At 61.1% G+C, this 24,990-nt stretch carries 15 protein-coding genes and 2 tRNA genes; 12 read left to right on the top strand and 5 right to left on the bottom strand.

Annotated elements, in window-relative coordinates; all coding sequences use genetic code 11:
• The first annotated feature begins 5 nt into the window (after positions 1-5).
• Positions 6-1,940 (top strand): methyl-accepting chemotaxis protein, encoded by a 1,935-nt coding sequence (locus IHQ43_RS02795; protein WP_192563292.1) that lies wholly within the window; start codon positions 6-8, stop codon positions 1,938-1,940.
• Positions 1,941-1,981: 41 nt separating this feature from the next.
• Here IHQ43_RS02795 and IHQ43_RS02800 read toward each other — a convergent pair whose 3' ends face one another.
• From IHQ43_RS02800 to IHQ43_RS02815, 4 genes are all read right to left on the bottom strand, one after another.
• Positions 1,982-3,547, bottom strand: coding sequence for an ABC transporter permease (locus tag IHQ43_RS02800; RefSeq protein ID WP_192563293.1), 1,566 nt, complete (start codon positions 3,545-3,547; stop codon positions 1,982-1,984).
• Positions 3,547-4,557, bottom strand: a complete 1,011-nt coding sequence (locus IHQ43_RS02805; protein ID WP_192563294.1) for an extracellular solute-binding protein — start codon at positions 4,555-4,557, stop codon at positions 3,547-3,549. Before IHQ43_RS02805 ends, IHQ43_RS02800 begins: the two co-directional genes overlap by 1 nt.
• Before the next feature lie 192 nt (positions 4,558-4,749).
• Positions 4,750-4,836, bottom strand: a tRNA-Leu gene (locus IHQ43_RS02810).
• A gap of 181 nt (positions 4,837-5,017) precedes the next feature.
• Positions 5,018-5,104 (bottom strand) — tRNA-Leu (locus tag IHQ43_RS02815).
• A gap of 225 nt (positions 5,105-5,329) precedes the next feature.
• Here IHQ43_RS02815 and rnr point away from each other — a divergent pair.
• From rnr to dnaB, 7 genes are all read left to right on the top strand, one after another.
• Positions 5,330-7,960, top strand: coding sequence for a ribonuclease R (gene rnr / locus IHQ43_RS02820; protein WP_192563295.1), 2,631 nt, complete (start codon positions 5,330-5,332; stop codon positions 7,958-7,960).
• On the top strand, positions 7,957-8,724 hold the full coding sequence (gene rlmB / locus IHQ43_RS02825; RefSeq protein ID WP_192563296.1) for a 23S rRNA (guanosine(2251)-2'-O)-methyltransferase RlmB: 768 nt from the start codon (positions 7,957-7,959) through the stop codon (positions 8,722-8,724). Before rnr ends, rlmB begins: the two co-directional genes overlap by 4 nt.
• Positions 8,725-9,034: 310 nt before the next feature.
• Complete coding sequence (rpsF, locus tag IHQ43_RS02830) at positions 9,035-9,463, top strand: 30S ribosomal protein S6 (protein WP_007950702.1); 429 nt, start codon at positions 9,035-9,037, stop codon at positions 9,461-9,463.
• 28 nt (positions 9,464-9,491) lie between these two features.
• Complete coding sequence (rpsR, locus tag IHQ43_RS02835) at positions 9,492-9,722, top strand: 30S ribosomal protein S18 (protein WP_002551829.1); 231 nt, start codon at positions 9,492-9,494, stop codon at positions 9,720-9,722.
• A gap of 36 nt (positions 9,723-9,758) precedes the next feature.
• Positions 9,759-10,649, top strand: a complete 891-nt coding sequence (locus tag IHQ43_RS02840) for a YybS family protein (protein WP_192563297.1) — start codon at positions 9,759-9,761, stop codon at positions 10,647-10,649.
• 19 nt (positions 10,650-10,668) lie between these two features.
• The gene (rplI, locus tag IHQ43_RS02845; protein WP_003186385.1) at positions 10,669-11,115 is read left to right on the top strand and encodes a 50S ribosomal protein L9; all 447 of its coding nucleotides are present in this window, start codon (positions 10,669-10,671) and stop codon (positions 11,113-11,115) included.
• A 120-nt stretch (positions 11,116-11,235) separates the two neighbouring features.
• Positions 11,236-12,633: a replicative DNA helicase gene (dnaB, locus tag IHQ43_RS02850; protein WP_192563298.1), complete on the top strand. Its 1,398-nt coding sequence runs from the start codon at positions 11,236-11,238 to the stop codon at positions 12,631-12,633.
• Positions 12,634-12,708: 75 nt separating this feature from the next.
• Here the strand turns inward: dnaB and IHQ43_RS02855 are convergent, their stop codons facing one another.
• Complete coding sequence (locus IHQ43_RS02855) at positions 12,709-15,282, bottom strand: hypothetical protein (RefSeq protein ID WP_192563299.1); 2,574 nt, start codon at positions 15,280-15,282, stop codon at positions 12,709-12,711.
• A 205-nt stretch (positions 15,283-15,487) separates the two neighbouring features.
• On the opposite strand from IHQ43_RS02855, the gene IHQ43_RS02860 reads away from it, so the two are divergent.
• From IHQ43_RS02860 to IHQ43_RS02875, 4 genes are all read left to right on the top strand, one after another.
• On the top strand, positions 15,488-17,791 hold the full coding sequence (locus IHQ43_RS02860) for a YgiQ family radical SAM protein (RefSeq protein ID WP_192563300.1): 2,304 nt from the start codon (positions 15,488-15,490) through the stop codon (positions 17,789-17,791).
• Positions 17,792-18,155: 364 nt separating this feature from the next.
• On the top strand, positions 18,156-21,431 hold the full coding sequence (locus IHQ43_RS02865) for a transglutaminase family protein (protein ID WP_192563301.1): 3,276 nt from the start codon (positions 18,156-18,158) through the stop codon (positions 21,429-21,431).
• An 88-nt stretch (positions 21,432-21,519) separates the two neighbouring features.
• Positions 21,520-24,006: a circularly permuted type 2 ATP-grasp protein gene (locus IHQ43_RS02870; RefSeq protein WP_192563302.1), complete on the top strand. Its 2,487-nt coding sequence runs from the start codon at positions 21,520-21,522 to the stop codon at positions 24,004-24,006.
• The gene (locus IHQ43_RS02875) at positions 24,006-24,899 is read left to right on the top strand and encodes a transglutaminase family protein (RefSeq protein WP_192563303.1); all 894 of its coding nucleotides are present in this window, start codon (positions 24,006-24,008) and stop codon (positions 24,897-24,899) included. Before IHQ43_RS02870 ends, IHQ43_RS02875 begins: the two co-directional genes overlap by 1 nt.
• Positions 24,900-24,990 lie beyond the last annotated feature (91 nt).

Raw genomic sequence — 24,990 nt, forward strand, 5'->3', positions numbered from 1 at the left:
TCAAAGTGTCAGCCGTTCTCTCACTGTTACAAAGCCGTCTGTTACGGCCCGTGTTCGTTACCCTTGGTATCGCCCTTTTGGTGCAGGTGCTGGTGGCCGTCGCCCTGACGCGGAGCACTGTCACCGCGCTGGAAGCCGATCTCGGTACTCGCCTGGGCGCCGACAGCCAGAAGTTGTCCGGTGAACTGGAGCAGGCCGGTCGCGAAGTCACCTCGAGTCTCGACAACCTGTCCTCAAGTACCCGTCAGCGTCTCACCGCCGGTCTTTCTTCGCGCCTGAAGGAAGAGCAGGCGCAGCTGCGTGCGACCCTGGAAAAAGACCTGAAGGATTCGGCCAATGACATGGCCCAGTTGCTGGCCTCGGTGGCGCCCCGTGCCATGTGGGACAGCGACGTGCCGACCCTGTCCGAATTCGCCCGCCGGGCCCAGCGCAATCCCAATGTGCTGTTCGTGGTGTATGACGACGCCACCGGCCAGCATCTGACCCGCTACCTCAACCGCGAAAACCCGATCAACAAGGCCCTTTTGGAAAAGGGCCAGGGTGAGCGGGCACTGGATAAAGTGCTGGATGCGGCGAAGAACGATCCGTCGGTTTACTACGTTGAGGCCTCGATCAACCCCAATGGCGTGGAAATCGGCAAGGTGTTGATGGGTGTCTCGACCGCCTCGGTTGAAACCGATCTGGCGGCGCTCGATCAGCGCTTCACGGCGTTGATTGCCAGCAGCGATCAGCTGGTTGGCGACAGCCTCAAGGGCGCCGCTGCCGACAGTGCCACCGCCATGCGTGCGCGCCTGCAATCGGCGCAATCCACGGCTGCCGAGATGAAGGCCAACACCACCAGCACCGTGCAGGACGCTGCAGCAACCCTTCGTTGGCGCATCGGCATGGGCCTGGCGCTGGTCGGTGCCGGCGTGCTGTTGCTGCTGGCCGTGGTGCTCGGTCATCGAGTGGTCAATCGCCTGAAAATGCTCAACGCCGCCATGGATGATCTGGCAGCAGGCGAGGGTGATCTGACCAAGCGCGTGCAGATCAACAGCAAGGACGAAATCGGCGACATGGCCTCGGCGGTCAACCGCTTTGTGGATAAGTTGCAGCCGATCGTGCGCGAGGCCGGGGATGTGGCTCAGCGTACCGGTGTGGAAATCGGCGCCATGACTCTGCGCAACGCCGGTGCCGATGCGGCGGCCGGAATGCAGCGCGATGAAGTGGCCGAGAGTCTGCGGGCGCTTTCGCAAATGGCCGACGAAGCACAATCGGAAAGCCATGCGATGCAGGCCGCACTGAAGCAGGTTGTGGATATTCGCCAGGCCACCGACGAGAACACTCGCACCTCGGCGAAGGTCGGCAGCCTGATCGAGGCGCTGGCGGGGCAGGTCGACACGGGGGCGAAAGTCATCGAGCGGCTGGCGCAGCAGAGCGAGCAGATCGAAGTGGTGCTGACGGTGATTCACGGCATCGCCGAGCAGACCAACCTGCTGGCGCTCAACGCGGCCATCGAAGCGGCCCGGGCCGGTGAAACCGGACGCGGGTTTGCAGTGGTGGCGGACGAAGTCCGCGCGCTGGCGAGCAAGACCCAAAGCTCCACCGGCGACATTCAGGCGCACATCGTGGCCTTGCAGCAGGGTGCCCGTGAGGCGGTGGAGGCGATCGGTCAGGCCGGGCGTCAGGCCAGCGAAGGTTTGCTGGTGCTGCGTGACAGCGCGCGGTTGCAGCAGTCGGTGCAGGCGTCGGTCGAGCAGGTGCATGCGGCGATTGGTCTGGCGACTCAGGCAGCGGCGCATCAGGCGCAGGGCGCGCAGGCCGTGCGTGGGCGCGTCGAGACGATTCATGCCCAGGCCGAGAAGGCTGCACAGGCAGTGGTGGAAACCACGGCCAGCGGCAAGGTGCTGGATGGTCTGGCGGCGCAGCTCAAGGCCAGTCTGGGGCAATTCCGGGCCTGATACTCCGGGCAAAAAAAATCGCAGCCTCGGCTGCGATTTTTTTATCGGCTCAAATACATCCGGGTTGTCAGCAGGTAGACGGGCAATCCCGACACCACAATCAACAAGGCCGCATAAGGCGCCGCCGCTGCGAACTCGACATTGGCGGTGTGCGCCCAGACCTCGGTCGCCAATGTGTTGAGCCCGGTCGGGCTCAGCAGCAATGTCGCCGTCAGTTCCTTCATGGCATCCAGAAACACCAGCGCAAACGCCGCGCCCAGTGCCGGGAAGATGATCGGCAGGGTCACTCGACAGAACGCCGTAAACGAAGATGCGCCCAGTGTACGGGCGGCTTCTTCCAGTTGCGGCGCGGCCTTGTTCAGCGCCGTGCGAATCGGTGCCTGAGCCAGTGGCAGAAACAGCAGCGCGTAAGCGATCAGCAATAGCGCGGAGGTCTGGTACAGCACCGGCACGTAATGCAGGGCGAAATACACCAGCGTCAACGCAATCACCAATCCCGGCAGGGCGTGCAGCAGATAGGGCAGGCGTTCGGCCCAGATCGCCAGTTGGCCTTTGTAGCGCACCACCAGCAACCCGACCGGCACTGCCAGCACCAGACACAATCCCGCGCCACCCAGCGAGAGCGCCAGCGACGACAGCAATGCTTCGGTGATCGCCGCCACGGGGAATGCCGCTGACGATCCCACGGCGAGCCAGTAAGCCAGCATGCCCAGCGGAATCCCGCTGCCGACAATCGCCAGCATCAGGCAATACAGCTGACCGGCGATCGCCCAAGGCCCGAGTCGCACTTGTTCAGCCCGACGCGCCGCGCCCTGGCCGGTGCGCACATGACGGCCCTTGCCGCGAACGCGCAACTCCAGCCACAACAGCATCAAGCACAGCGCCAGCAATACCGCCGACAGCATCGCCGCGTTGGCATTGCTGAATTCCAGTTCGAATTGCTGATAGATCGCGGTGGTGAAGGTTTGCAGGCCAATGATCGACAGTGCGCCGAATTCCACCAGCATGTGCAGCGCGATCAGCAACGAGCCGGCCAGCAGTGAAGGCCAGAGTAAGGGCAGTGTGACGCGGAAAAACACGCCCCAGCGATTCTGTCCCAGCGTGCGAGCCGATTCTTCAAGAGAGGGATCGAGATTGCGCAGGGTTGCCGCCACCGGCAGAAAGATCAGCGGGTATTTCGACAGGCTCATTACCAGGATTGCCCCGCCAAGCCCTTCGAACTGTGCGCTCAATGAAACCCAGGTAAAGCTGCTGACGAATGCCGGTACAGCGAACGGCAGGCAAAGTATCACGCCCCACAGCCGTCGGCCCGGCAGATTGCTGCGTTCCAGCAACCAGGCCAGCGACAGGCCGATCACGCCACAGGTCACAGTCACGCCAACCATCAGCGCCAGCGTGTTGCGCAGCAGGCCAAACACGTAAGGGCGCCACAGCAAGTGCAGCGCTTCGGTCCATCCCGCCTGCCAGGCTTTGAGCCCGACGTAGGCCAGCGGCAACAGGCTCATGACCACCAGCAGCAACACCGGCAGCACCAGCCAGATCGACGGCCGCTTGCGCCGTGGCACGTAACCCCCGCGTGCAGCGGGGGTGGATAACGATGCGGTCATCAGTTCAGGCCAACTTCACGTTCCAGCTCCAGCGCTTCTTCGGCGTTGCCCAGATCGGCCGGCGTAACGTCCGGGGCTTCCAGTTCACTGAAAGGCTTGAGGCCGCGATCCGACTCCATACCTTTATGCAGCGGGTATTCGGCGGTGGTCTGGGTGATCACGCGCTGGCCTTCTTCGCTGGCCATGTAGGCGAGGAATTGCTGGGCTTCTTTTGGATGTTTGCTGGATTTCAGCACGGCTGCACTGGACACGGTGATCAAACCGCCCACGTCACCGCCGGTGAAATAATGCAATTTGGAATCAAGCTTGCCTTTTTCCCGTTGCAGGGCGAACCAGTAGTAGTTGTTCACCAGTACGGTGGCGACTTCGCCGTTTTCCACCGCCTTGAGGGCGACCATGTTGTTGCTGTAGGTCTTGCCGAAGGCGCGCAGGCCGGTCAGCCATTCTTCGGCGGCTTCGCGACCGTGCTTTTTGATGATGGCTACGGCCTGTTCCTGGAACGCGCCGCTGGTCGGTACGAAACCGACCTTGCCTTGCCACTGCGGGTCGGCGAAATCCAATACTGATTTCGGCAGGTCTTTTTCATCGACCAGTTTCGGGTTGAATGCGACTACGCGAACCCGGGCGGTGACGCCGATCCAGGTGCCGTTGCCGGCGACGTATTCTTTTGGCAGAACGGCCAGGGTTGCGTCGTCGGCCTTGGCCAGCAGGCCTTGCTCGCCGAGGTTGTTCAGTGGTGGTGATTCTTCGGTGTAGATGACATCGGCAGGGGAGCGGTCGCCTTCCTCGATGATCTGGCTGGCCAGTTGGTTGCTGCTGCCCTTGCGCACATTGACGTGAATGCCGGTCTTGGCTTCGAAGGCTTTGGCGATCGCGTCGCCGACTTCCTTGTGTTGACCGTTGTAGAGTGTCAGGGAAACCGCGTCGGCAGCCTGGGTGAGGGGAGTGGCGAGTGCCAGGCCGAGCAGGGTGAAGGTCAAGCCGCGGCGCAGGGTATTTCGAAACATCATTCGCAGGGTTCCTCACTGTCGCATTGCAAAAACTTGCAACAATGATAAACGATATTGTTTCTCAAGTGCGCCTTGCGGGGAGGGGGAGGGTCTGGTAGGCGTTGGGTTCCAGGATTTTCCAAACCCCGGAAACGCAAAAACCCGCTTTCGCGGGTTTTTGTGAGATTCAAGATCGTGACCTTGAATTTGAATTGGTGCCCAGAAGAAGACTCGAACTTCCACGACCGTAAGGTCACCAGCACCTGAAGCTGGCGTGTCTACCAATTTCACCATCTGGGCTTCATCTTCAGCGTTGCCGCTGTTGATGTGGCGCACTATACGGAGCGCCTTTTGATCTGTAAACCCCTGATTTGATTTTAATAAATCAATTTCAGAAAAAGGCGGGGCGCAGAATGCAAAAAACCCGCTTTCGCGGGTTTTTGTGTGAGTCTTGAAACTGATCTAGTCTCAAGCTCGAAATTGGTGCCCAGGAGAAGACTCGAACTTCCACGACCGTAAGGTCACCAGCACCTGAAGCTGGCGTGTCTACCAATTTCACCACCTGGGCATCTCGTCAACGTGTGTACGTCGTCGATGGCGCGCACTATACGGAGCACCTTTTTAACTGTAAACCCCTGCCAGCAAAAAAAATGATTTTTTTTACCAGCGGTGTTCAAAACGCCCTTCAGGCGTCGATACAAGGCGCCAGACGCGCCTTATATAGTCGGAAATTTCCCGTTTGATGGCGCCTATGCCAAACTAACCCGCATATAGACAAGGTGAAAACTCTCTAATGGCCGATTGGCAGTCCCTCGATCCCGAGGCCGCTCGTGAAGCGGAAAAATATGAAAACCCTATTCCCAGCCGCGAACTGATCCTTCAGCACCTTGCTGATCGGGGTTCGCCTGCTGCCCGCGAGCAACTGGTCGAAGAATTTGGTCTGACCACAGAAGACCAGATCGAAGCCCTGCGCCGCCGCCTGCGCGCCATGGAGCGCGATGCTCAACTGATCTACACCCGCCGTGGCACCTATGCGCCGGTGGACAAGCTCGACCTGATTCTCGGTCGCATCAGCGGTCACCGCGACGGTTTCGGCTTCCTGGTGCCGGATGACGGTTCCGACGACCTGTTCATGAGCCCGGCGCAGATGCGTCTGGTGTTCGATGGCGACCGTGCCCTGGCCCGTGTTTCCGGTCTGGACCGTCGTGGTCGCCGCGAAGGCGTGATCGTCGAAGTGGTGTCCCGTGCCCACGAAAGCATCGTCGGTCGTTACTTCGAAGAAGGTGGTATCGGCTTCGTTGTTGCGGACAACCCGAAGATCCAGCAGGAAGTGCTGGTTACCCCGGGCCGCAACGCCAACGCCCAGATCGGTCAGTTCGTCGAGGTGAAAATCACCCACTGGCCGACTCCGCGCTTCCAGCCACAAGGCGATGTGATCGAAGTGGTCGGCAACTACATGGCGCCGGGCATGGAAATCGATGTCGCTCTGCGCACCTACGATATTCCGCACGTCTGGCCTGAAGCCGTTCTGAAAGAAGCCGGCAAGCTCAAGCCGGAAGTCGAAGAGAAAGACAAAGAGAAACGCGTCGACCTGCGCCATCTGCCGTTCGTCACCATCGACGGCGAAGATGCCCGCGACTTCGACGACGCGGTCTACTGCGAATCCAAGCCAGGCAAACTGCGCCTGTTCTCCGGCGGCTGGAAGTTGTACGTGGCGATTGCCGACGTTTCCAGCTACGTGAAGATCGGCTCGGCCCTGGACAACGAAGCCCAGGTGCGCGGTAACTCGGTGTACTTCCCCGAGCGCGTGGTGCCGATGCTGCCGGAGCAGCTCTCCAACGGCCTGTGCTCGCTGAACCCGCACGTCGACCGTCTGGCCATGGTTTGCGAGATGACCATCTCCAAGTCCGGCGAAATGACCGACTACTGTTTCTATGAAGCGGTGATCCATTCTCACGCCCGCCTGACCTACAACAAGGTCAGTGCGATGCTGGAAACGCCAAAAGCGACCGAAGGTCGCAAGCTGCGCGGTGAGTACACCGACGTCTTGCCGCACCTCAAGCAGCTCTACGCGCTGTACAAGGTATTGCTGGCCGCCCGTCACGTGCGTGGCGCGATCGATTTCGAAACTCAGGAAACCCGGATCATCTTTGGTTCCGAGCGCAAGATTGCCGAAATCCGTCCGACCACTCGCAACGACGCGCACAAGCTGATCGAGGAATGCATGCTGGCGGCCAACGTGGCCACCGCCGAATTCCTGAAGAAGCACGAAATCCCTGCGCTGTACCGCGTCCATGACGGCCCGCCACCGGAGCGTCTGGAAAAACTTCGCGCGTTCCTTGGTGAGCTCGGTCTGTCCCTGCACAAAGGCAAGGATGGTCCGTCGCCGAAGGACTATCAGGCCCTGTTGGCCAGCATCAAGGACCGTCCGGATTTCCATCTGATCCAGACCGTGATGCTGCGCTCCCTGAGCCAGGCGGTGTACAGCGCCCAGAACGAAGGCCACTTCGGCCTGAATTACGAAGCCTATACCCACTTCACCTCGCCGATCCGTCGTTACCCGGACCTGCTCACGCACCGGGCGATCCGCAGCGTGATCCATTCGAAACAGGACACCCCGCACGTTCGTCGTGCCGGTGCGATGACCATTCCGAAGGCACGCATTTATCCGTACGACGAGGCCGCGCTGGAGCAACTCGGCGAGCAGTGCTCGATGAGCGAGCGCCGTGCCGACGAAGCGACCCGCGATGTGGTGAACTGGCTCAAGTGCGAGTTCATGAAAGACCGCGTGGGCGAGTCGTTCCCGGGCGTGATTACTGCCGTGACCGGTTTCGGCCTGTTCGTGGAGCTGACCGATATCTACGTCGAAGGTCTGGTGCACGTTACGGCGCTGCCGGGCGATTACTACCACTTCGACCCTGTGCATCACCGACTGGCGGGCGAGCGCACCGGTCGCAGCTTCCGTCTTGGCGATACCGTTGAAGTGCGGGTCATGCGCGTTGATCTCGACGAGCGCAAAATCGACTTCGAGATGGCTGAAAAAACCATCAGCGCGCCGATCGGCCGCAAGAAGCGTGGCGCCGAGGCGACCGCTCCAGCGGCCAAGGCTGTGGAAGAAAAGGCTCCGGCAAAAACCGCCAGCCGTCGTCCGGCCAAGGAAAAGGTTGCTGAGGCTTATCGCCCGAGCGATGCCGTGGCCAAAAACGCCGAGCTGCGCAAAAGCCGTGAAATGAAGAAGGCCTTGCTGGCCGACGCCAAAAACGGTGGTAAAGCGGCGTCCGGGGGAAAGACCGGACGGTCGGCGCCTGAAAAGGCCTCCGGCGGCAAGCCAGCCAAACCGAGCAAACACCGCAAGGGCCCGCCAAAAGCGGGTTCCGCTCCAGCCAAAAGCGGCGGGGCACGTAAACCGAAGGCGAAGTCATGAGTCAGTTGGAAAAAATCTACGGCGTTCACGCGGTAGAAGCGTTGCTGCGTCACCACCCTAAACGCGTCAAGCAGATCTGGCTGGCTGAAAGCCGCAACGATCCGCGCGTGCAGACACTGATCGAGCTGGCCAACGAAAACCGCGTTCAGGTCGGTCAGGCCGAGCGTCGTGAAATGGACGCCTGGGTCGAAGGCGTGCACCAGGGTGTGGTGGCGGACGTCAGTCCAAGCCAGGTCTGGGGCGAAGCGATGCTCGACGAACTGCTCGATCGCACTGAAGGCGCGCCGCTGTTGCTGGTGCTCGACGGTGTGACCGATCCGCACAACCTCGGCGCCTGCCTGCGCTCGGCAGATGCTGCCGGTGCGCTGGCGGTCATTGTGCCGAAGGACAAGTCCGCCACCCTGACCCCTGTGGTGCGTAAAGTGGCTTGCGGCGCCGCGGAAGTGATTCCGCTGGTGGCCGTGACCAACCTCGCACGCACCCTGGAAAAGCTTCAGCAGCGTGGTCTGTGGGTAGTCGGCACGGCGGGTGAGGCCGAGGTCAGCATTTATGACCAGGACCTGACCGGCCCGACCATCCTGATCATGGGCGCCGAAGGCAAAGGCATGCGTCGCCTGACCCGTGAACATTGCGACTACCTGGTGCACCTGCCGATGGCCGGTAGCGTCAGCAGCCTCAACGTTTCGGTGGCGACTGGCGTGTGCCTGTTCGAGGCCCAGCGCCAGCGCGGTGCCAAGGCCAAGGCGGCTGCCAAAAAGGCTTAAGTCTCACACCGATTTAAATGTGGGAGCGAGCTTGCTCGCGAAAACGGAGTGTCAGTCGACAAAAAATGTTGCCTGATGTATCCCCTTCGCGAGCAAGCTCGCTCCCACAGCGTCTTATGGCGGGGCAAAATTTCGGTGACTGTTCAAATAATCACCAATTGCCTTGCGCCTCTTCTATCCCTTCTCTACAATTGCGCCCCTTGCTGTGGCGGCAGGCATGCATGTGCCCCGCGCCAGCAAGTCCATAAGTGTCATTCACTCCTTGTCTGACCGTTTTTGAGCGGCAGGCTACAACCCGTAAGGAGCATTCATGCGTCATTACGAAATCATCTTTCTGGTCCACCCTGACCAGAGCGAGCAAGTCGGCGGCATGGTTGAGCGTTACACCAAGCTGATCGAAGAAGACGGCGGCAAAATCCACCGTCTGGAAGACTGGGGCCGTCGTCAACTGGCCTACGCAATCAACAATGTTCACAAGGCTCACTACGTGATGCTGAACGTTGAGTGCACCGGCAAGGCCCTGGCCGAGCTGGAAGACAACTTCCGCTACAACGATGCTGTGATCCGTAACCTGGTCATCCGTCGCGACGAAGCCGTTACCGGCCAGTCCGAGATGCTCAAGGCTGAAGAAAACCGCAGTGAGCGCCGTGAGCGTCGCGAACGTCCTGAGCACGATGGCAGCGCCGATGGCGATGACAGCGATAGCGACAGCGACAACAGCGATAACGCTGACGAGTAATCCACGGACCTTTTAAGGAGCCTATCAAATGGCACGTTTCTTCCGTCGTCGTAAATTCTGCCGCTTCACCGCTGAAGACGTGAAGGAGATCGACTACAAAGATCTCAACACTCTGAAAGCCTACGTATCCGAGACCGGCAAAATCGTTCCAAGCCGCATCACCGGTACCAAAGCTCGTTATCAGCGTCAGCTGGCCACCGCTATCAAGCGCGCCCGCTTCCTGGCCCTGCTGGCCTACACCGACAGCCACGGCCGCTGAGACCGGGCAGTCGACAAGTAGCAAAGGATTGAATGCATGCGTGCCTTAGCTGAGTTCATCATGCGCGGCCGCATGCAGGCCACTCTTGTAGTGGCCGGATGTGCAACATTGCCGTTGTTGTATTGGTTGGGTGCCGCCGCCGGGAGCCTGGTGCTTCTGCGGCGCGGACTGACCGACGCCCTGGGCGTCGTGTCGCTGGGACTGCTGCCGGCATTGATCTGGTGGCTGTATGCCGATGACCCACGGGCACTTCTGGTGCTGCTGGGGTCTTCGGGGCTTGCGCTGGTGTTGCGCGCAAGCGAGTCCTGGGTTCGTACGCTGCTGGTCAGCGTAGCCATGGGGCTGGTGTTTTCAGTGGTGCTCGGGGTGGCGTTTGCGCCCCAGATCGAGATGCTCGCGCAGGCCTTGATAAAGGTCATGCCCGCGCTTCTCGGTGATGCCTACCAACATTTGTCGGTAGACGAGCAGGCGCGTTTCGCGTCGCTGATTGCACCGGTCCTGACCGGCCTGATTGCGGCCCTGTTGCAGATCGTCAGCGTGCTGAGCCTGATTGTCGGGCGCTATTGGCAGGCGTTGTTGTACAACCCGGGTGGTTTTGGTCGCGAGTTTCGCGCCATCCGGATCCCGCTGGGGCTGGCGATGTTACTGCTGGCGTTGATGCTTCTGGGCCCGAATCTCGGTGCACAGATGGCCATGTTGACGCCGTTGTGCAGTGTACCGCTGGTGTTCGCCGGGCTGGCCCTGATTCACGGGCTGGTGGCGCAAAGGCGACTGGCCGGTTTCTGGCTGGTGGGGTTGTACGTGACGCTGTTGCTGTTCATGCAGCTGATCTATCCGTTGCTCGTGGTTCTGGCCATTGTCGACAGCCTGATTGATTTTCGCGGTCGGGTGTCGAAAGACACCGATAACGCGAACGGTGAAGGTTAAAAGTTAAGAGGATTTCCACATGCAACTGATCCTTCTGGAAAAAATCGCCAACCTGGGCAACCTGGGCGACAAAGTAAACGTTAAGGCCGGTTACGGCCGTAACTACCTGCTGCCTTTCGGCAAAGCCACCGCTGCGACCGCTGCCAACCTGGCTGCGTTCGAAGAGCGTCGCGCTGAGCTGGAAAAAGCCGCCGCAGACCGTAAAGCATCGGCTGAAAGCCGTGCTGCCCAACTGGCCGAGCTGGAAGTGACCATCACTGCCACCGCTGGCGACGAAGGCAAGCTGTTCGGTTCGATCGGTACTCACGACATCGCTGACGCACTGACCGCCTCCGGCGTTGAAGTTGCGAAAAGCGAAGTTCGTCTGCCGAACGGCACCATCCGCAACGTGGGTGAATTCGACGTGGCTGTGCACCTGCACGCCGAAGTTGAAGCCACCGTACGCGTTGTCGTGGTAGCAGCTTAAGCAACACCCTGATCGACTGGCGGCTTGTCCGTCAGACGGTTAACATCGGGCACGATCCTGTTTACAGGTCGTGCCCTTTGTCTTTCTGCACTCCCTGCTTTTCCTGATTAAAAAGTGGCCATGAACGAAATCTCCGCTCCCGAGCAATACGATCTGCAAACCGCCGCGCTGAAAGTGCCGCCGCATTCCATCGAGGCCGAACAGGCCGTGCTCGGTGGTCTGATGCTGGACAACAACGCCTGGGAACGCGTGCTCGATCAAGTCTCCGACGGCGATTTCTACCGACATGACCACCGTCTGATTTTCCGTGCGATCGCCAAACTGGCCGATCAGAACATGCCGATCGACGTCGTGACCCTTGCCGAGCAACTGGACAAGGAAGGTCAGACCTCGCAGGTCGGCGGCCTCGGCTATCTTGGCGAGCTGGCGAAAAACACGCCGTCCGTCGCCAACATCAAGGCCTATGCGCAGATCGTCCGCCAGCGTGCGACGTTGCGTCAGTTGATCGGTATCAGCACCGAAATTGCCGACAGCGCCTTCAACCCCGAAGGTCGCACCGCCGAGGAAATCCTCGACGAAGCCGAGCGGCAGATTTTCGCAATTGCCGAGGCTCGGCCAAAAACCGGCGGCCCGGTGGGTGTGAACGACCTGTTGACCAAGGCCATCGACCGTATCGATACCCTGTTCAACACCGCCGACGCGATCACCGGCCTGTCCACCGGCTACACCGACCTCGACGAGAAGACCAGCGGCTTGCAACCGTCCGACCTGATCATCGTCGCCGGTCGTCCGTCGATGGGTAAGACGACTTTCGCGATGAACCTGGTGGAAAACGCCGTGTTGCGCAGCGACAAGGTAGTGCTGGTGTACTCCCTAGAGATGCCAGGCGAATCGTTGATCATGCGTATGCTGTCGTCCCTCGGTCGCATCGACCAGACCAAGGTGCGTTCCGGTCAGCTGGAAGACGATGACTGGCCGCGCCTGACCTCGGCGGTCAACCTGCTCAACGACCGCAAGCTGTTCATCGATGACACCGCGGGTATCAGCCCGTCGGAGATGCGTGCCCGGACCCGCCGTCTGGTTCGTGAGCACGGTGACATCGGCCTGATCATGATCGACTACCTGCAGCTGATGCAGATCCCCGGCTCCAGCGGTGATAACCGGACCAACGAGATTTCCGAGATCTCCCGATCCCTGAAAGCCCTGGCCAAGGAGTTCAACTGCCCGGTGGTCGCCCTGTCGCAGCTCAACCGCTCCCTGGAACAGCGTCCCAACAAGCGCCCTGTGAACTCCGACTTGCGGGAATCCGGAGCGATCGAGCAGGACGCCGACGTGATCATGTTCGTGTACCGGGACGAGGTGTATCACCCGGAAACCGAGCACAAGGGCATCGCCGAAATCATCATCGGCAAGCAGCGGAACGGCCCGATCGGCTTCATTCGCCTGGCCTTCATCGGCAAGTACACCCGCTTCGAAAACCTTGCCCCGGGCAGCTACAACTTCGACGACGACGAGTAAGGGCTGACGGCCCCGGGCTGGTTTCCGATTGCCGGACGCCGCAGTTGCTGCGTCCGGCTTATGGCGAGCGACTCGTTATGCGAAGGCAAAGAGCTTCTGCGCCACTTTCGGACTGATGAGCTCTCGCCATATCGCCTGGTGTGCAAGCCCTGCCTGCTCCTGGCGTTGCTGATGCTGGCTGCCCAGCCTGGCCTGGGCAAGGGTTTTCAGGTGGGCGCCCTTGACGGTGAAGTCAAGCGGCTGCCGATCCTGGCGGTCGTAGTGGAAGTGGGCTTCCCACAACGGTGTATTGCCGGAGCGGTCATTGATCGAATAGACATCGAGAAATGATTTGTCCCTGCCCTTGCCGAGCTGTTTGCGATCGACTGTCTTGAAGACGCTGAGCTCTGAATGATCGAGCAGGTAGTAAAGTCGCAGGACATCCAGCACGTCCTTGTCCTTGTACATGCGCAACATGGTGTTGCGCCCCGCCTCGCTGAGCGAATCGCCTGCCGCTTTCAGCCGTTTGATGATTGCGACCTGTGCATCATCGATAGTCCCTTGGCTGCTCTCCAGACGCGTGGCCAACCCATGAAGCTCGTCGGCACCTTCGTCAAGTGATTCCCGGATACTGGTTGGATTTGCCTTGCGGTTTTCCATTGCCTGGCCTTCGGTGAGCAGTCCGTCGACTTTGGCCAGCAGGCGGTTTGCCTGGCCGAGCAGTTGTGCTTTCGATTCCGCAGGCGATGCGGAGCGTATGGGGCGCCATTCGCCCTGTCTTTTCTCGTAGCGTTGAGGAGGTTCGTTCGGTTTGAACGGATCCGGTACTTGAACGGTGACGCTACCGTCCGCATCGACTTCCTTGAGCCCCACAAGGACTCGGTAGGTGCCGTGCTGTCGGGTCCGGAAAATTTTTCGTGGTGCAGTGGGGGCCGCCGCGGGGACAGGTTGCTGTGGCACGAAATCCAGATCGATGTCCTGATCGAGCGCGGGCCAATCGGTGTTGTTCTCGATTCTGCTGTGAATGTCGTTCAGCCGAGTGTCGAGCCTTGATTCGAATGTGCCAAGCAAAGACAAGACCTCTTGGAGGTGAGGCGCGTTTTCAGCGTCTGGCGCTATAGATAGTTCCTCGAAACGGCCTTTTTCAAGCCTGATCTCATCGAGCGCGAGTCGCAGGGCAACTGGTTGAGTATGGCTGGCCACGTTGTGCAGCTCCTCCACGAAAAAGTGGATGGCCATGTAGCTGCGGATACCGAAGGCCGGTGGTTGCTGCGGGTCGTCGGAGAGCAGGCGCAGGCAGATGTTGTATTTGCTGTAGTTGACCTGATCAAAACTCGGTACGCCTCGATTGAGCTCCTCGATTTCGGACGCGGCACTGCGGGTCGATTTCTGGATCTGATCCATCACGGCTTGTCGTTCTTCAAGGATCCTGAGCTTCTTGTTCAGGTGGGCAAGATTGCTCGTCAATGCCTCGACCGTCATCGTTTGTAGGGTGGTGTACACCCGCCTGTCCATGACGGCGATCAGTTTGTTGAAAAAGTCGACCCGGTTCAGTTGTTGAGTATGCAGTTCGGACTTATAGACACCGCCGGCCTTCAGCAGAATCAGCCAGTCCTTGTTGTCGATGAGTGATTTGACGTAATCGGCCTGCATCCTGGTGTGTCTGATGATGTGCACTTCAAGTCCGATCAGCGCCGCTCTTTCTGCCTGACTGCCCTCCGGCAGATGTTTTGCAGCGTTCCAGAGTTGATGGAAGCGCATCTGGGACGTTTCCAGCGCACCGAAGGCTTGCTTGACGGGCTCGTACTGTTGCAACAGATAAGCCACTTTGTCCTGGGACGTTGCTGTGCGGCGCATGCCGCCTTGCAGCCCGAAGAAATGAGGAACCCATCGGTTATCAGCGTTTCGAGTGATGGCCAGGGACTCACCCGCTCGGCTTCCCCGATAAATGTTCGCGCTGTCGTGGGCAACCGGGTCCTTCGAGTTGACGATGCGCCAGACGCTCTGCGCGGGAGATGAGGCATCTACGTCGCGCATGATCTGGTAGGCGTGGCCCTCAACGACGGCGTACAGCTTGCCTTCAAAACCGTGCAGCCCGTCGTGGTCCGGCGTTGCAGCGGAGAAATCCAGTGGGGTGCGGAAGCTTTGCAGGCGCTGCCGTGGCAACGGGAAATGCATTGAGTCAGCGTCATCGAGCGAAAACCAGCGCAGGCTGGCAGGGTCCTGCAATAGAAAAGGTCCTGAGGGTTCCCGTTCGCCGGGCAGTTTGGCGCGGTACAGTCCGCTTGCGGAGTCCCGACCCACGTGCAGGACGTGGCCATCCTCGGTATGGACGAACAGCCGTCCTTTCAAATGCATGAGTCCTTGGGCATCGGCTGGCGGCAATACACCGCCGAGGGTGATGCGGTAGTCCGCCAGTGGCGACGCAAACGGGTTGTCAGGTGGGGCGGAGTCCGGGATTTCAGTAATGGTCAGCGGCGGGGCCGGCGTTATTGCATCAAGGTCGCCGGCGGCCGGCAGCCTGCCGGGTCCTTGGTGTGGAACAGAAGGCGTGTCGTGGGAGGGCGGCCGAGGCGTAACGCCAGTTCGGGGTCGGTGGTCGTTGATCGAGTGCGAGGGCGTATGCACTTCGGCGTTGGTGATCCCCCTTGAAGGCGGTTTTACGGGCATAAGTATTCATCCTTGAATGCTTGAGTGGTGTCTGGCGTTATTGCCGGTTTTGTGTGGTGAACCGGTGCGGCGCTTATCGTCTGGAGCGAAAAAGGGACAGATAAGCGGCAATTGGAGAATCCGACCACGGTCGTCGGAATTGGTCAAAATTTGTGCTATATTCCGCGCCCGCGAAATTCAATGAAAGCCAACACCGGTTATCGACATGCAAGCAGCCAAGCCGTTATTTGACTATCCAAAATATTGGGCCGAATGTTTCGGGCCAGCACCGTTCCTGCCCATGAGCAGGGAGGAGATGGATCAGCTTGGCTGGGATTCCTGCGACATCATCATTGTTACGGGAGATGCCTACGTCGATCACCCGTCGTTCGGCATGGCGATCATCGGCCGGCTGCTGGAGTCGCAAGGCTTCCGCGTCGGGATCATCGCGCAGCCGAACTGGCAGTCCAAAGACGACTTCATGAAGCTCGGCGAGCCGAACCTGTTTTTCGGTGTCGCGGCCGGCAACATGGACTCGATGATCAACCGCTACACCGCAGACAAGAAAATCCGTTCCGACGACGCCTACACCCCCGGTGGCATGGCCGGCAAACGTCCGGATCGCGCGAGCCTGGTTTACAGCCAGCGCTGCAAGGAAGCCTACAAGCACGTGCCGATCGTGCTCGGCGGCATCGAAGCCTCGCTGCGCCGCATCGCCCACTACGACTACTGGCAGGATCGCGTGCGCAACTCGATCCTGATCGACGCCAGCGCCGACATCCTGCTGTACGGCAACGCCGAGCGAGCGATTGTCGAAGTCGCCCAGCGTCTGTCCTACGGTCACAAGATCGAAGACATCACCGATGTGCGCGGCACCGCGTTCATCCGTCGTGATACGCCGGCGGGCTGGTACGAAGTCGACTCCACGCGCATCGACCGTCCGGGCAAGATCGACAAGATCATCAACCCGTATGTGAACACCCAGGACACTCAGGCTTGCGCGATCGAGCAGGAGAAGGGCCCGGTTGACGATCCGGAAGAAGCCAAGGTCGTACAGATCCTGGCCAGCCCGAAAATGACCCGCGACAAGACCGTGATCCGCCTGCCGTCGATGGAAAAGGTGCGTAACGACCCGGTCCTGTATGCCCACGCCAACCGCGTGCTGCACCTGGAAACCAACCCGGGCAACGCCCGAGCGCTGGTGCAGAAGCATGGCGAAATCGACGTCTGGTTCAACCCGCCGCCGATTCCGATGACCACCGAAGAAATGGACTACGTGTTCGGCATGCCCTACGCACGTATCCCGCACCCTGCGTACGGCAAGGAAAAGATCCCGGCCTACGACATGATCCGTTTCTCGGTGAACATCATGCGTGGCTGCTTCGGCGGCTGCACCTTCTGCTCGATCACCGAGCACGAAGGCCGGATCATCCAGAACCGTTCCGAAGAGTCGATCATTCGCGAAATCGAAGAGATCCGCGACAAGGTGCCGGGTTTCACCGGCGTCATTTCCGACCTCGGCGGCCCGACCGCGAACATGTACCGCATCGCCTGCAAGAGCCCGGAAATCGAATCCGCGTGCCGCAAGCCGTCCTGCGTGTTCCCGGGCATCTGCCCGAATCTGAACACCGACCACTCGTCGCTGATTCAGCTGTACCGCAGCGCCCGCGCCTTGCCGGGTGTGAAGAAGATCCTGATTGCCTCCGGCCTGCGTTACGACCTCGCGGTCGAGTCGCCGGAGTACGTCAAGGAGCTGGTGACTCACCACGTTGGTGGTTACCTGAAGATCGCCCCGGAACACACCGAGGAAGGTCCGCTCAACCAGATGATGAAGCCGGGGATCGGCACCTACGATCGCTTCAAGCGCATGTTCGAGAAGTACACCAAGGAAGCCGGGAAAGAGCAGTACCTGATTCCGTACTTCATCGCCGCGCACCCGGGCACCACCGACGAAGACATGATGAACCTGGCCCTGTGGCTCAAGGGCAACGGCTTCCGGGCCGACCAGGTGCAGGCGTTCTACCCGTCGCCGATGGCCACCGCCACCGCGATGTACCACTCGGGCAAGAACCCGCTGCGCAAGGTCACCTACAAGAGCGACGGCGTGACCATCGTCAAGAGCGAGGAGCAGCGTCGTCTGCACAAGGCTTTCCTGCGCTATCACGACCCGAAAGGCTGGCCGATGCTGCGTGAAGCGCTGACCCGCATGGGCCGCGCCGACCTGATCGGGCCGGGCAAGAACCAGTTGATCCCGCTGCATCAGCCGGCTACCGACAGCTACCAGAGTGCCCGTCGCAAGAACTCGACCCCGGCCGGCAGCCACAAGGTCGCGAAAGAGAAGACCACCAAGATCCTCACCCAGCACACCGGTCTGCCACCGCGCGCCAGCGACGGCGGCAATCCTTGGGACAAGCGTGAACAGGCCAAGGCCGCGGCGTTCGCCCGTAACCAGCAGGCCGCCAAGGAGCGCAAGGAAGCCGCGAAGGGCAAAGGGCCGAAACCGGCACGCAAGCCGGTCGTACCGCGCTAAAACGCACTTGAGCTGAACAAAACGCCAACCTTCGGGTTGGCGTTTTGCATTTCAGGGTTCAATGCATGTGTTAGCGCCACGGGCCTCATCGCTGGCAAGCCAGCTCCCACAGGTTTATCTGCCGTTCCCAAAACTGTGGCCACTGAAGCTAGTTGTGGGAGCTGGCTTGCCAGCGATGGCGCAAGTTCCAACACCGCGTAAACATCTGCCCGCCACATTTAGGCGCAACTTCGCCAAACCATTTCACCGCATCGCCCGATTTTGGTGCTGTACTGCCCTAAGCATTCCGGGAAAGCGCCCAAGCCTCTGCATGGCATAAGTCTTGCGCGCTTTCGAATACGCTTGGGCTCGCAGGAGGCACGCCGTGTCGATTCATGTCGCATTGCATCACGTCACGCATTACCGCTACGACCGCGCTGTCGAACTCGGCCCGCAGATCGTGCGTCTGCGCCCGGCTGCTCACAGCCGCACGCGGATTCTGTCTTATTCACTGAAAGTCTCGCCCGAGCAGCACTTCATCAACTGGCAGCAGGATCCTCAAGGCAACTACCTTGCACGGCTGGTGTTCCCCGAGAAAACCGCCGAGTTGCAAATCGAGGTCGATCTGCTGGCCGAGATGGCGGTGTTCAACCCGTTCGACTTTTTCCTCGAGCCCTACGCCGAGAAAATCCCCTTCGCCTACGCCGCCGATGAGCGCAAGGAGCTGGCGCCGTACCTCGAAACCCTGCCGCTGACGCCGAAATTCAAGGCCTATCTGGACGCCATCGACCGTACGCCGCTGCCGGCCGTGGACTTCCTGGTGGCGCTCAACCAGCGTCTGAGCGAAGACATCAATTACCTGATCCGCATGGAGCCGGGCGTACAGACCCCGGAACACACCCTCGAGCATGCCTCCGGCTCCTGCCGCGATTCGGCGTGGCTGCTGGTGCAACTGCTGCGCAATCTCGGGCTGGCGGCGCGTTTCGTCTCCGGTTACCTGATTCAACTGACTGCCGACGTGAAAAGCCTCGACGGCCCTTCCGGCACCGAAGTGGACTTCACCGACCTGCACGCCTGGTGCGAGGTGTATTTGCCCGGCGCCGGCTGGATCGGCCTTGATGCAACGTCGGGGTTGTTCGCCGGTGAAGGGCATATTCCGTTGGCCTGCAGTCCCGATCCCTCCTCGGCGGCGCCGATCAGTGGTCTGGTGGAACCTTGCGAGTGCGAGTTCAGCCACGAAATGTCGGTGGAGCGGATCTGGGAAGCGCCGCGGGTCACCAAGCCCTACACCGATGAGCAATGGCTGGCGATCCAGGCGCTGGGCCGGCAGATCGACGCCGACCTGTTTGAAGGCGACGTGCGCCTGACCATGGGCGGCGAACCGACCTTCGTGTCCATCGACGACCCGGACGGCGCCGAATGGAACACCGCCGCGCTGGGCCCTGACAAGCGCCGGCTCTCCGCGGAACTGTTCCAGCGCATGCGCAAGCACTATGCGCCGAAGGGCTTGGTGCATTTCGGTCAGGGCAAGTGGTATCCGGGCGAGCAACTGCCGCGCTGGTCGCTGAATTGCTACTGGCGTCGCGACGGTGTGCCGATCTGGCACAACAACGCGCTGATCGCTGATGAGCAGCAGGATTACGGCGCGGATGGCGCATTGGCAGGGCGCTTTCTGGCGAGTGTCGCCGAACGCCTGAAACTGCCGACACGCTTTGTGTTCCCGGCCTACGAAGACAATTTCTACTACCTCTGGCGCGAAGGCGCCTTGCCGAGCAACGTCAGCGCCGAAGACTCGCGCCTAGAGGAACCGCTGGAACGTGCGCGACTGCGCAAGGTGTTCAGTCAGGGGCTGGACAAGGTCATCGGCCAGGTGCTGCCGCTGGCGCGCACTGCCAAGGGCGATCAATGGCAGAGCGGGCGCTGGTATCTGCGTGATGAGCATTGCCGGCTGGTGCCGGGGGATTCACCGCTGGGCTACCGCCTGCCGTTGGGTTCGCAGCCCTGGGTGAAGGCGGCGGAGTATCCGTTCATTCATCCGAACGACCCGAATCAGGATTTCTCCGAGTTGCCCGAAACATCGCAGCTCAACGAACACGGCGAGCCAGCTCCGGCGGACGAGCGTGTACCGAAGATCGACGAGTCCGCCGACTGGCTGACCCGCACCGCGTTCTGCGCCGAGGCACGGGAAGGCCGCTTGTACCTGTTCATGCCGCCGCTGGAGCGGGTCGAGGATTATCTGGAGCTGGTGGCCGCCATTGAAGCCACCGCCGAGGAACTGCATTGTCCGGTGCTGCTGGAAGGCTACGAACCGCCGAGTGATCCGCGCTTGAGCAACTTCCGCATCACCCCGGACCCTGGTGTGATCGAGGTCAACGTCCAGCCGTCCGCGACGTGGGACGAGTTGGTTGAACGCACGGAGTTCCTGTACGAGGAGGCGCGCCAGACCCGGTTGTCCACCGAGAAATTCATGATCGACGGGCGACACACCGGCACGGGCGGCGGCAACCATTTCGTCCTCGGCGGCGCGACACCGGGTGATTCACCGTTCCTGCGCCGCCCGGATCTGCTGCGCAGTCTGATCAGTTACTGGCACAACCATCCCTCGCTGTCCTACCTGTTTTCCGGCCTGTTCATCGGCCCGACCTCTCAGGCGCCGCGAGTCGATGAAGCGCGCAACGATGCGTTGTATGAGCTGGAAATCGCTTTCGCGCAGATGCCGGCGCCGGGAGAAGAGTGCGCCCCATGGCTGGTGGATCGGCTGTTGCGCAATTTGCTGATCGACGTCACCGGCAACACCCATCGCGCCGAGTTCTGTATCGACAAACTGTATTCACCGGACGGCGCCACCGGGCGCCTCGGTCTGCTGGAGTTGCGTGCGTTCGAAATGCCGCCCCATGCGCGCATGAGCCTGGCCCAGCAACTGTTGCTGCGGGCGCTGGTGGCGCGGTTCTGGCGCGAGCCTTATGCACCGCCGAAACTGGCACGCTGGGGCACCGAATTGCATGACCGTTTCCTGCTGCCGCACTTCATCGAGCAGGACTTCGCTGACGTCATCGTCGAACTCAGCAATGCCGGTTATCCCTTGCGCGCGGAATGGTTTGCGGCGCATCTGGAGTTCCGCTTTCCCAAGGTCGGCGACTACGCCGTCAATGGTATCGAACTGGAACTGCGCCAGGCTCTCGAACCCTGGCACGTGCTGGGCGAGGAGGGCGCGGCGGGCGGTACGGTGCGCTACGTTGACTCATCGCTGGAGCGTTTGCAGGTCAAGCTTACGGGGCTGCCTGCGCAGCGTTACCTGCTGACCTGCAACGGCATCCCGGTGCCGCTGCAACCGACGGGACGGGTCGGCGAGTTTGTTGCCGGTGTGCGTTTCCGCGCGTGGCAACCGGCCAACTGCCTGCAACCGATGATCCCGGTGCATGCGCCATTGGTGTTCGATCTGCTCGACACCTGGATGCAACGCTCGCTGGGTGGCTGCCAGTACCACGTCGCCCATCCGGGCGGACGCAATTACGAGACACTGCCGGTCAACGCCAACGAAGCGGAGAGCCGGCGCATGGCGCGTTTCTTCCGCATCGGACATACGCCGGGGAAACTTCCTATACCGAACCTTACAACCTCCGACGAGCTGCCGATGACGCTCGATTTACGACGTTTCTGAATCATGCACGACGCTCGGATTTTTCGTATATCCGGGCGTCATGTGCCTGCGTTAGTCTGACCGCTCCTTGCCGGCTGCCGAGCTTTCCATGCCTGACCTGCTTGACCGCTACCCGCTGACGGCGGGCACCTACCACGAACTGCTCGACGACAGCGGAGCGGTGCGCCCGCACTGGCGGCGACTGGTCGACCAATTGCAGCGCAGCACCCCGGCGCAACTGGTGCAGCGTCAGGCGTTGCTGACCCGGCAGATTCAGGAAAACGGCGTTACCTATAACGTCTACGCGGACCCGAAAGGCGCGGATCGTCCTTGGGAACTGGATCTGCTGCCTCATGTGATCGCCGCTGACGAATGGCAAAAACTGTCGGCCGGGATTGCCCAGCGCGCGCGGCTGCTCAATGCGGTGCTGGCGGACCTGTATGGCCCGCAGCAGTTGATCCGCGAAGGCTTGTTGCCGGCGGAGCTGGTGTTCGGCCACAACAACTTCCTCTGGCCCTGTCAGGGCATTGCGCCGCCGGACGGGGCCTTTCTGCATCTGTATGCCGTCGATCTTGCGCGCACGCCGGACGGGCGCTGGTGGGTGACGGCGGATCGTACTCAGGCACCTTCCGGTGCCGGTTATGCGCTGGAAAACCGCACCATCGTGTCCCGCGCCTTCCCCGAGTTGTACCGGGATCTGAAAGTGCAGCATCTGGCCGGATTCTTCCGCACCTTGCAGGAAACCCTGGCCCGTCAGGCCCCCTGCGACGATGACGCGCCGCTGGTGGTGTTGCTGACGCCGGGGCGCTTCAACGAGAGCTATTTCGAACATCTTTATCTGGCGCGCCAGTTGGGTTATCCGTTGGTGGAGGGCGGCGACCTGACGGTGCGTGATGCCACGGTCTACCTGAAGACCCTCAGCGGCCTGCGCCGGGTGCACGCGATCATGCGCCGGCTCGACGATGACTTCTGCGATCCGCTGGAATTGCGCACCGATTCGGCACTGGGCGTTCCGGGATTGCTGGAGGCGGTACGTCAGGGCCGGGTGCTGGTGGCCAACGCCCTGGGCAGCGGCGTGCTGGAGTCACCGGGGCTGCTGGGTTTCCTGCCGAAGATCAATCAGTACCTGTTCGGCGAAGAGCTGATCCTGCCGTCCATCGCCACGTGGTGGTGCGGCGAAGCGCCGGTGTTGGCCCAGGCCCTGGAAAAACTGCCGGAGCTATTGATCAAACCGGCGTTCCCGTCGCAAAGCTTTACGCCGGTGTTTGGCCGGGATCTGAGCGAAAAACAGCGTGAAAGTCTCGCCGCGCGCATGCAGGCCCGCCCTTATGCCTATGTCGCGCAAGAACTCGCCCAGTTGTCCCAGGCGCCGATCTGGCAGCCCGAGGATGGCCAACTGCGAGCCCGGGCGATCGGCATGCGCATGTACGCGGTGGCCAGTCACGACGGTTATCGGGTGCTGCCCGGGGGCCTGACCCGGGTCGCGGCCGAGGCCGATGCCGAAGTGGTGTCGATGCAGCGCGGTGGCGCGAGCAAGGACACTTGGGTGCTGGGGGATCGACCGCCGAGCGGCGAGCAGTGGAAAGCTCAGCGCAATATCGGCGTGCCTGATCTGGTGCGCCGCGATCCGTATCTGCCGTCGCGGGTGGTAGAGAACCTGTTCTGGTTCGGCCGTTATTGCGAGCGTTGCGACGACAGCGCACGGCTGCTGCGGATCATGCTGGCGCGCTACGTCGACGGCGATGATCCTCAAGCCTTGCAGGCCGCTGTTGATCTGGGCGAGCGGCTGATGCTGCTGCCGGACGAAGGTGAGCTGCCGGAACGCTTGCTCGCGGCACTGCTCGGCGAGGACTGGTCGTTCAGTTTGCGTTCCAACCTGCAACGCTTGCAGTGGGCGGCATCGCAAGTGCGCGGCAAGCTGTCCCGGGAAAACTGGCAGGCGCTGGTGGAGCTGCAGCGTGAGGCTTCAGAGTTGGACACCGATGAACCGGATTTCGGCGAGCTGCTGGATTTTCTCAACCGGTTGGTGATGTCGCTGGCGGCGCTGTCCGGGTTTGCCCTCGACGACATGACCCGTGACGAAGGCTGGCGCTTCCTGATGATCGGCCGGCGGATCGAGCGCCTGCAATTTCTCAGCAGCAGCCTCGCGGGTTTCCTGCGTGGCGCCGGGGCGTTCGATCAGGCAGGGCTTGAGTGGTTGCTGGAACTGGGCAATAGCAGCATCACCTATCGCTCTCGTTATCTGGCAGTGGCGCAGTTGATTCCGGTGCTCGACCTGTTGCTGCTGGATGAGCAGAACCCTCATGCGGTGCTGTTCCAGTTGAAACTGGTGACCCGCACCCTGAAGCGGCTGAATGATGACTTCGGTGTGCCGAGGGAGGCGGGGTTGCCGCCGCTGGTCGAGCGTCTGGCGCGCTTCGACCTGAGCTGTCTGGAGAATCCGCTGTTCGGCGAATCCAGCGTGCGCGCGGCCCTCGACGGTCTGGCGGATCTGCTGCAGGAAATCGCCGACGCCAGCAGTCAGGTGTCCGACCGTCTGGCCCTGCGCCATTTCGCCCATGTCGATGATGTCAGCCAGCGCACGGTGTCCGTCTGATGAGCGCCCAATACCAGATTTTTCACGACACCTGCTATCGCTACGACAGCCCGGTGTCCCTGGCCCAGCAACTGGCGCATCTGTGGCCGCGCGAATGCGAGTGGCAGCGCTGCACCGAACAGCAACTGCTGATCAGTCCGGAGCCGACCACTCGCCGTGACGAGCAGGATGTGTTCGGCAATCCGCTGACCCGCCTGGCCTTCGAACGGCCCCACGATGAATTGCAGGTCAACGCACGGCTGACGGTCGAAGTGCTGGCGCGGCCCGTGGTGGATTTCCACCAGTCACCGGCCTGGGAACTGACCCGTAATGCGCTGACCTACAGCAGCCAGCCGCTGTCTGCCTCGTTGCTGGAAGCCTGTCGCTATCGATTTCAGTCGCCCTACGTGCATCTGAAGCGCAGCTTCGTCGAGTTCTCGGAGAGCTGTTTCCCGGCCGGCAGGCCGTTGATGTTGGGCGTGCAGGCCCTGATGCAGAAGATTTTCAGCGAATTCACCTTCGATGCCGAAGCGACGCAAGTCGCGACGCCGTTGGTCGAAGTGCTGGAGCGTCGGCGCGGGGTCTGCCAGGACTTCGCGCACCTGATGCTCGCCTGCGTGCGATCACGCGGACTGGCGGCGCGTTACGTCAGCGGCTATCTGCTGACCCAACCGCCACCGGGGCAGCCACGGTTGATCGGCGCCGACGCTTCCCATGCCTGGGTCTCGGTGTTTTGCCCGGTGCTGGGCTGGGTGGATTTCGATCCGACCAACAATGTGCAGCCGGCGCTGGAACACATCACCCTGGCCTGGGGCCGGGATTTCTCCGATGTCTCGCCGTTGCGCGGGGTGATTCTGGGAGGGGGGAGCCATGATCCCGAGGTCCGGGTCACGGTGATGCCGCTGGAAGAATAAAAAAAATGTGGGAGCGAGCTTGCTCGCGATTACAGTGGGTCAGTCACATCCATTTCAGATGTGCCGCCCTCATCGCGAGCAAGCCCGCTCC

Source organism: Pseudomonas gozinkensis (genome assembly GCF_014863585.1).
In the GTDB taxonomy this organism is placed as follows: Bacteria; Pseudomonadota; Gammaproteobacteria; order Pseudomonadales; family Pseudomonadaceae; genus Aquipseudomonas; species Aquipseudomonas gozinkensis.

What these genes read in the sequence shown, in the direction of transcription:
- IHQ43_RS02800 (WP_192563293.1), bottom strand. Translation starts at nt 3,547, where the DNA reads ATGACCGCATCGTTATCCACCCCCGCTGCACGCGGGGGTTACGTGCCA.
- IHQ43_RS02805 (WP_192563294.1), bottom strand. Translation starts at nt 4,557, where the DNA reads ATGATGTTTCGAAATACCCTGCGCCGCGGCTTGACCTTCACCCTGCTC.
- rnr (WP_192563295.1), top strand. Translation starts at nt 5,330, where the DNA reads ATGGCCGATTGGCAGTCCCTCGATCCCGAGGCCGCTCGTGAAGCGGAA.
- rlmB (WP_192563296.1), top strand. Translation starts at nt 7,957, where the DNA reads ATGAGTCAGTTGGAAAAAATCTACGGCGTTCACGCGGTAGAAGCGTTG.
- rpsF (WP_007950702.1), top strand. Translation starts at nt 9,035, where the DNA reads ATGCGTCATTACGAAATCATCTTTCTGGTCCACCCTGACCAGAGCGAG.
- rpsR (WP_002551829.1), top strand. Translation starts at nt 9,492, where the DNA reads ATGGCACGTTTCTTCCGTCGTCGTAAATTCTGCCGCTTCACCGCTGAA.
- IHQ43_RS02840 (WP_192563297.1), top strand. Translation starts at nt 9,759, where the DNA reads ATGCGTGCCTTAGCTGAGTTCATCATGCGCGGCCGCATGCAGGCCACT.
- rplI (WP_003186385.1), top strand. Translation starts at nt 10,669, where the DNA reads ATGCAACTGATCCTTCTGGAAAAAATCGCCAACCTGGGCAACCTGGGC.
- dnaB (WP_192563298.1), top strand. Translation starts at nt 11,236, where the DNA reads ATGAACGAAATCTCCGCTCCCGAGCAATACGATCTGCAAACCGCCGCG.
- IHQ43_RS02855 (WP_192563299.1), bottom strand. Translation starts at nt 15,282, where the DNA reads ATGCCCGTAAAACCGCCTTCAAGGGGGATCACCAACGCCGAAGTGCAT.
- IHQ43_RS02860 (WP_192563300.1), top strand. Translation starts at nt 15,488, where the DNA reads ATGCAAGCAGCCAAGCCGTTATTTGACTATCCAAAATATTGGGCCGAA.
- IHQ43_RS02870 (WP_192563302.1), top strand. Translation starts at nt 21,520, where the DNA reads ATGCCTGACCTGCTTGACCGCTACCCGCTGACGGCGGGCACCTACCAC.
- IHQ43_RS02875 (WP_192563303.1), top strand. Translation starts at nt 24,006, where the DNA reads ATGAGCGCCCAATACCAGATTTTTCACGACACCTGCTATCGCTACGAC.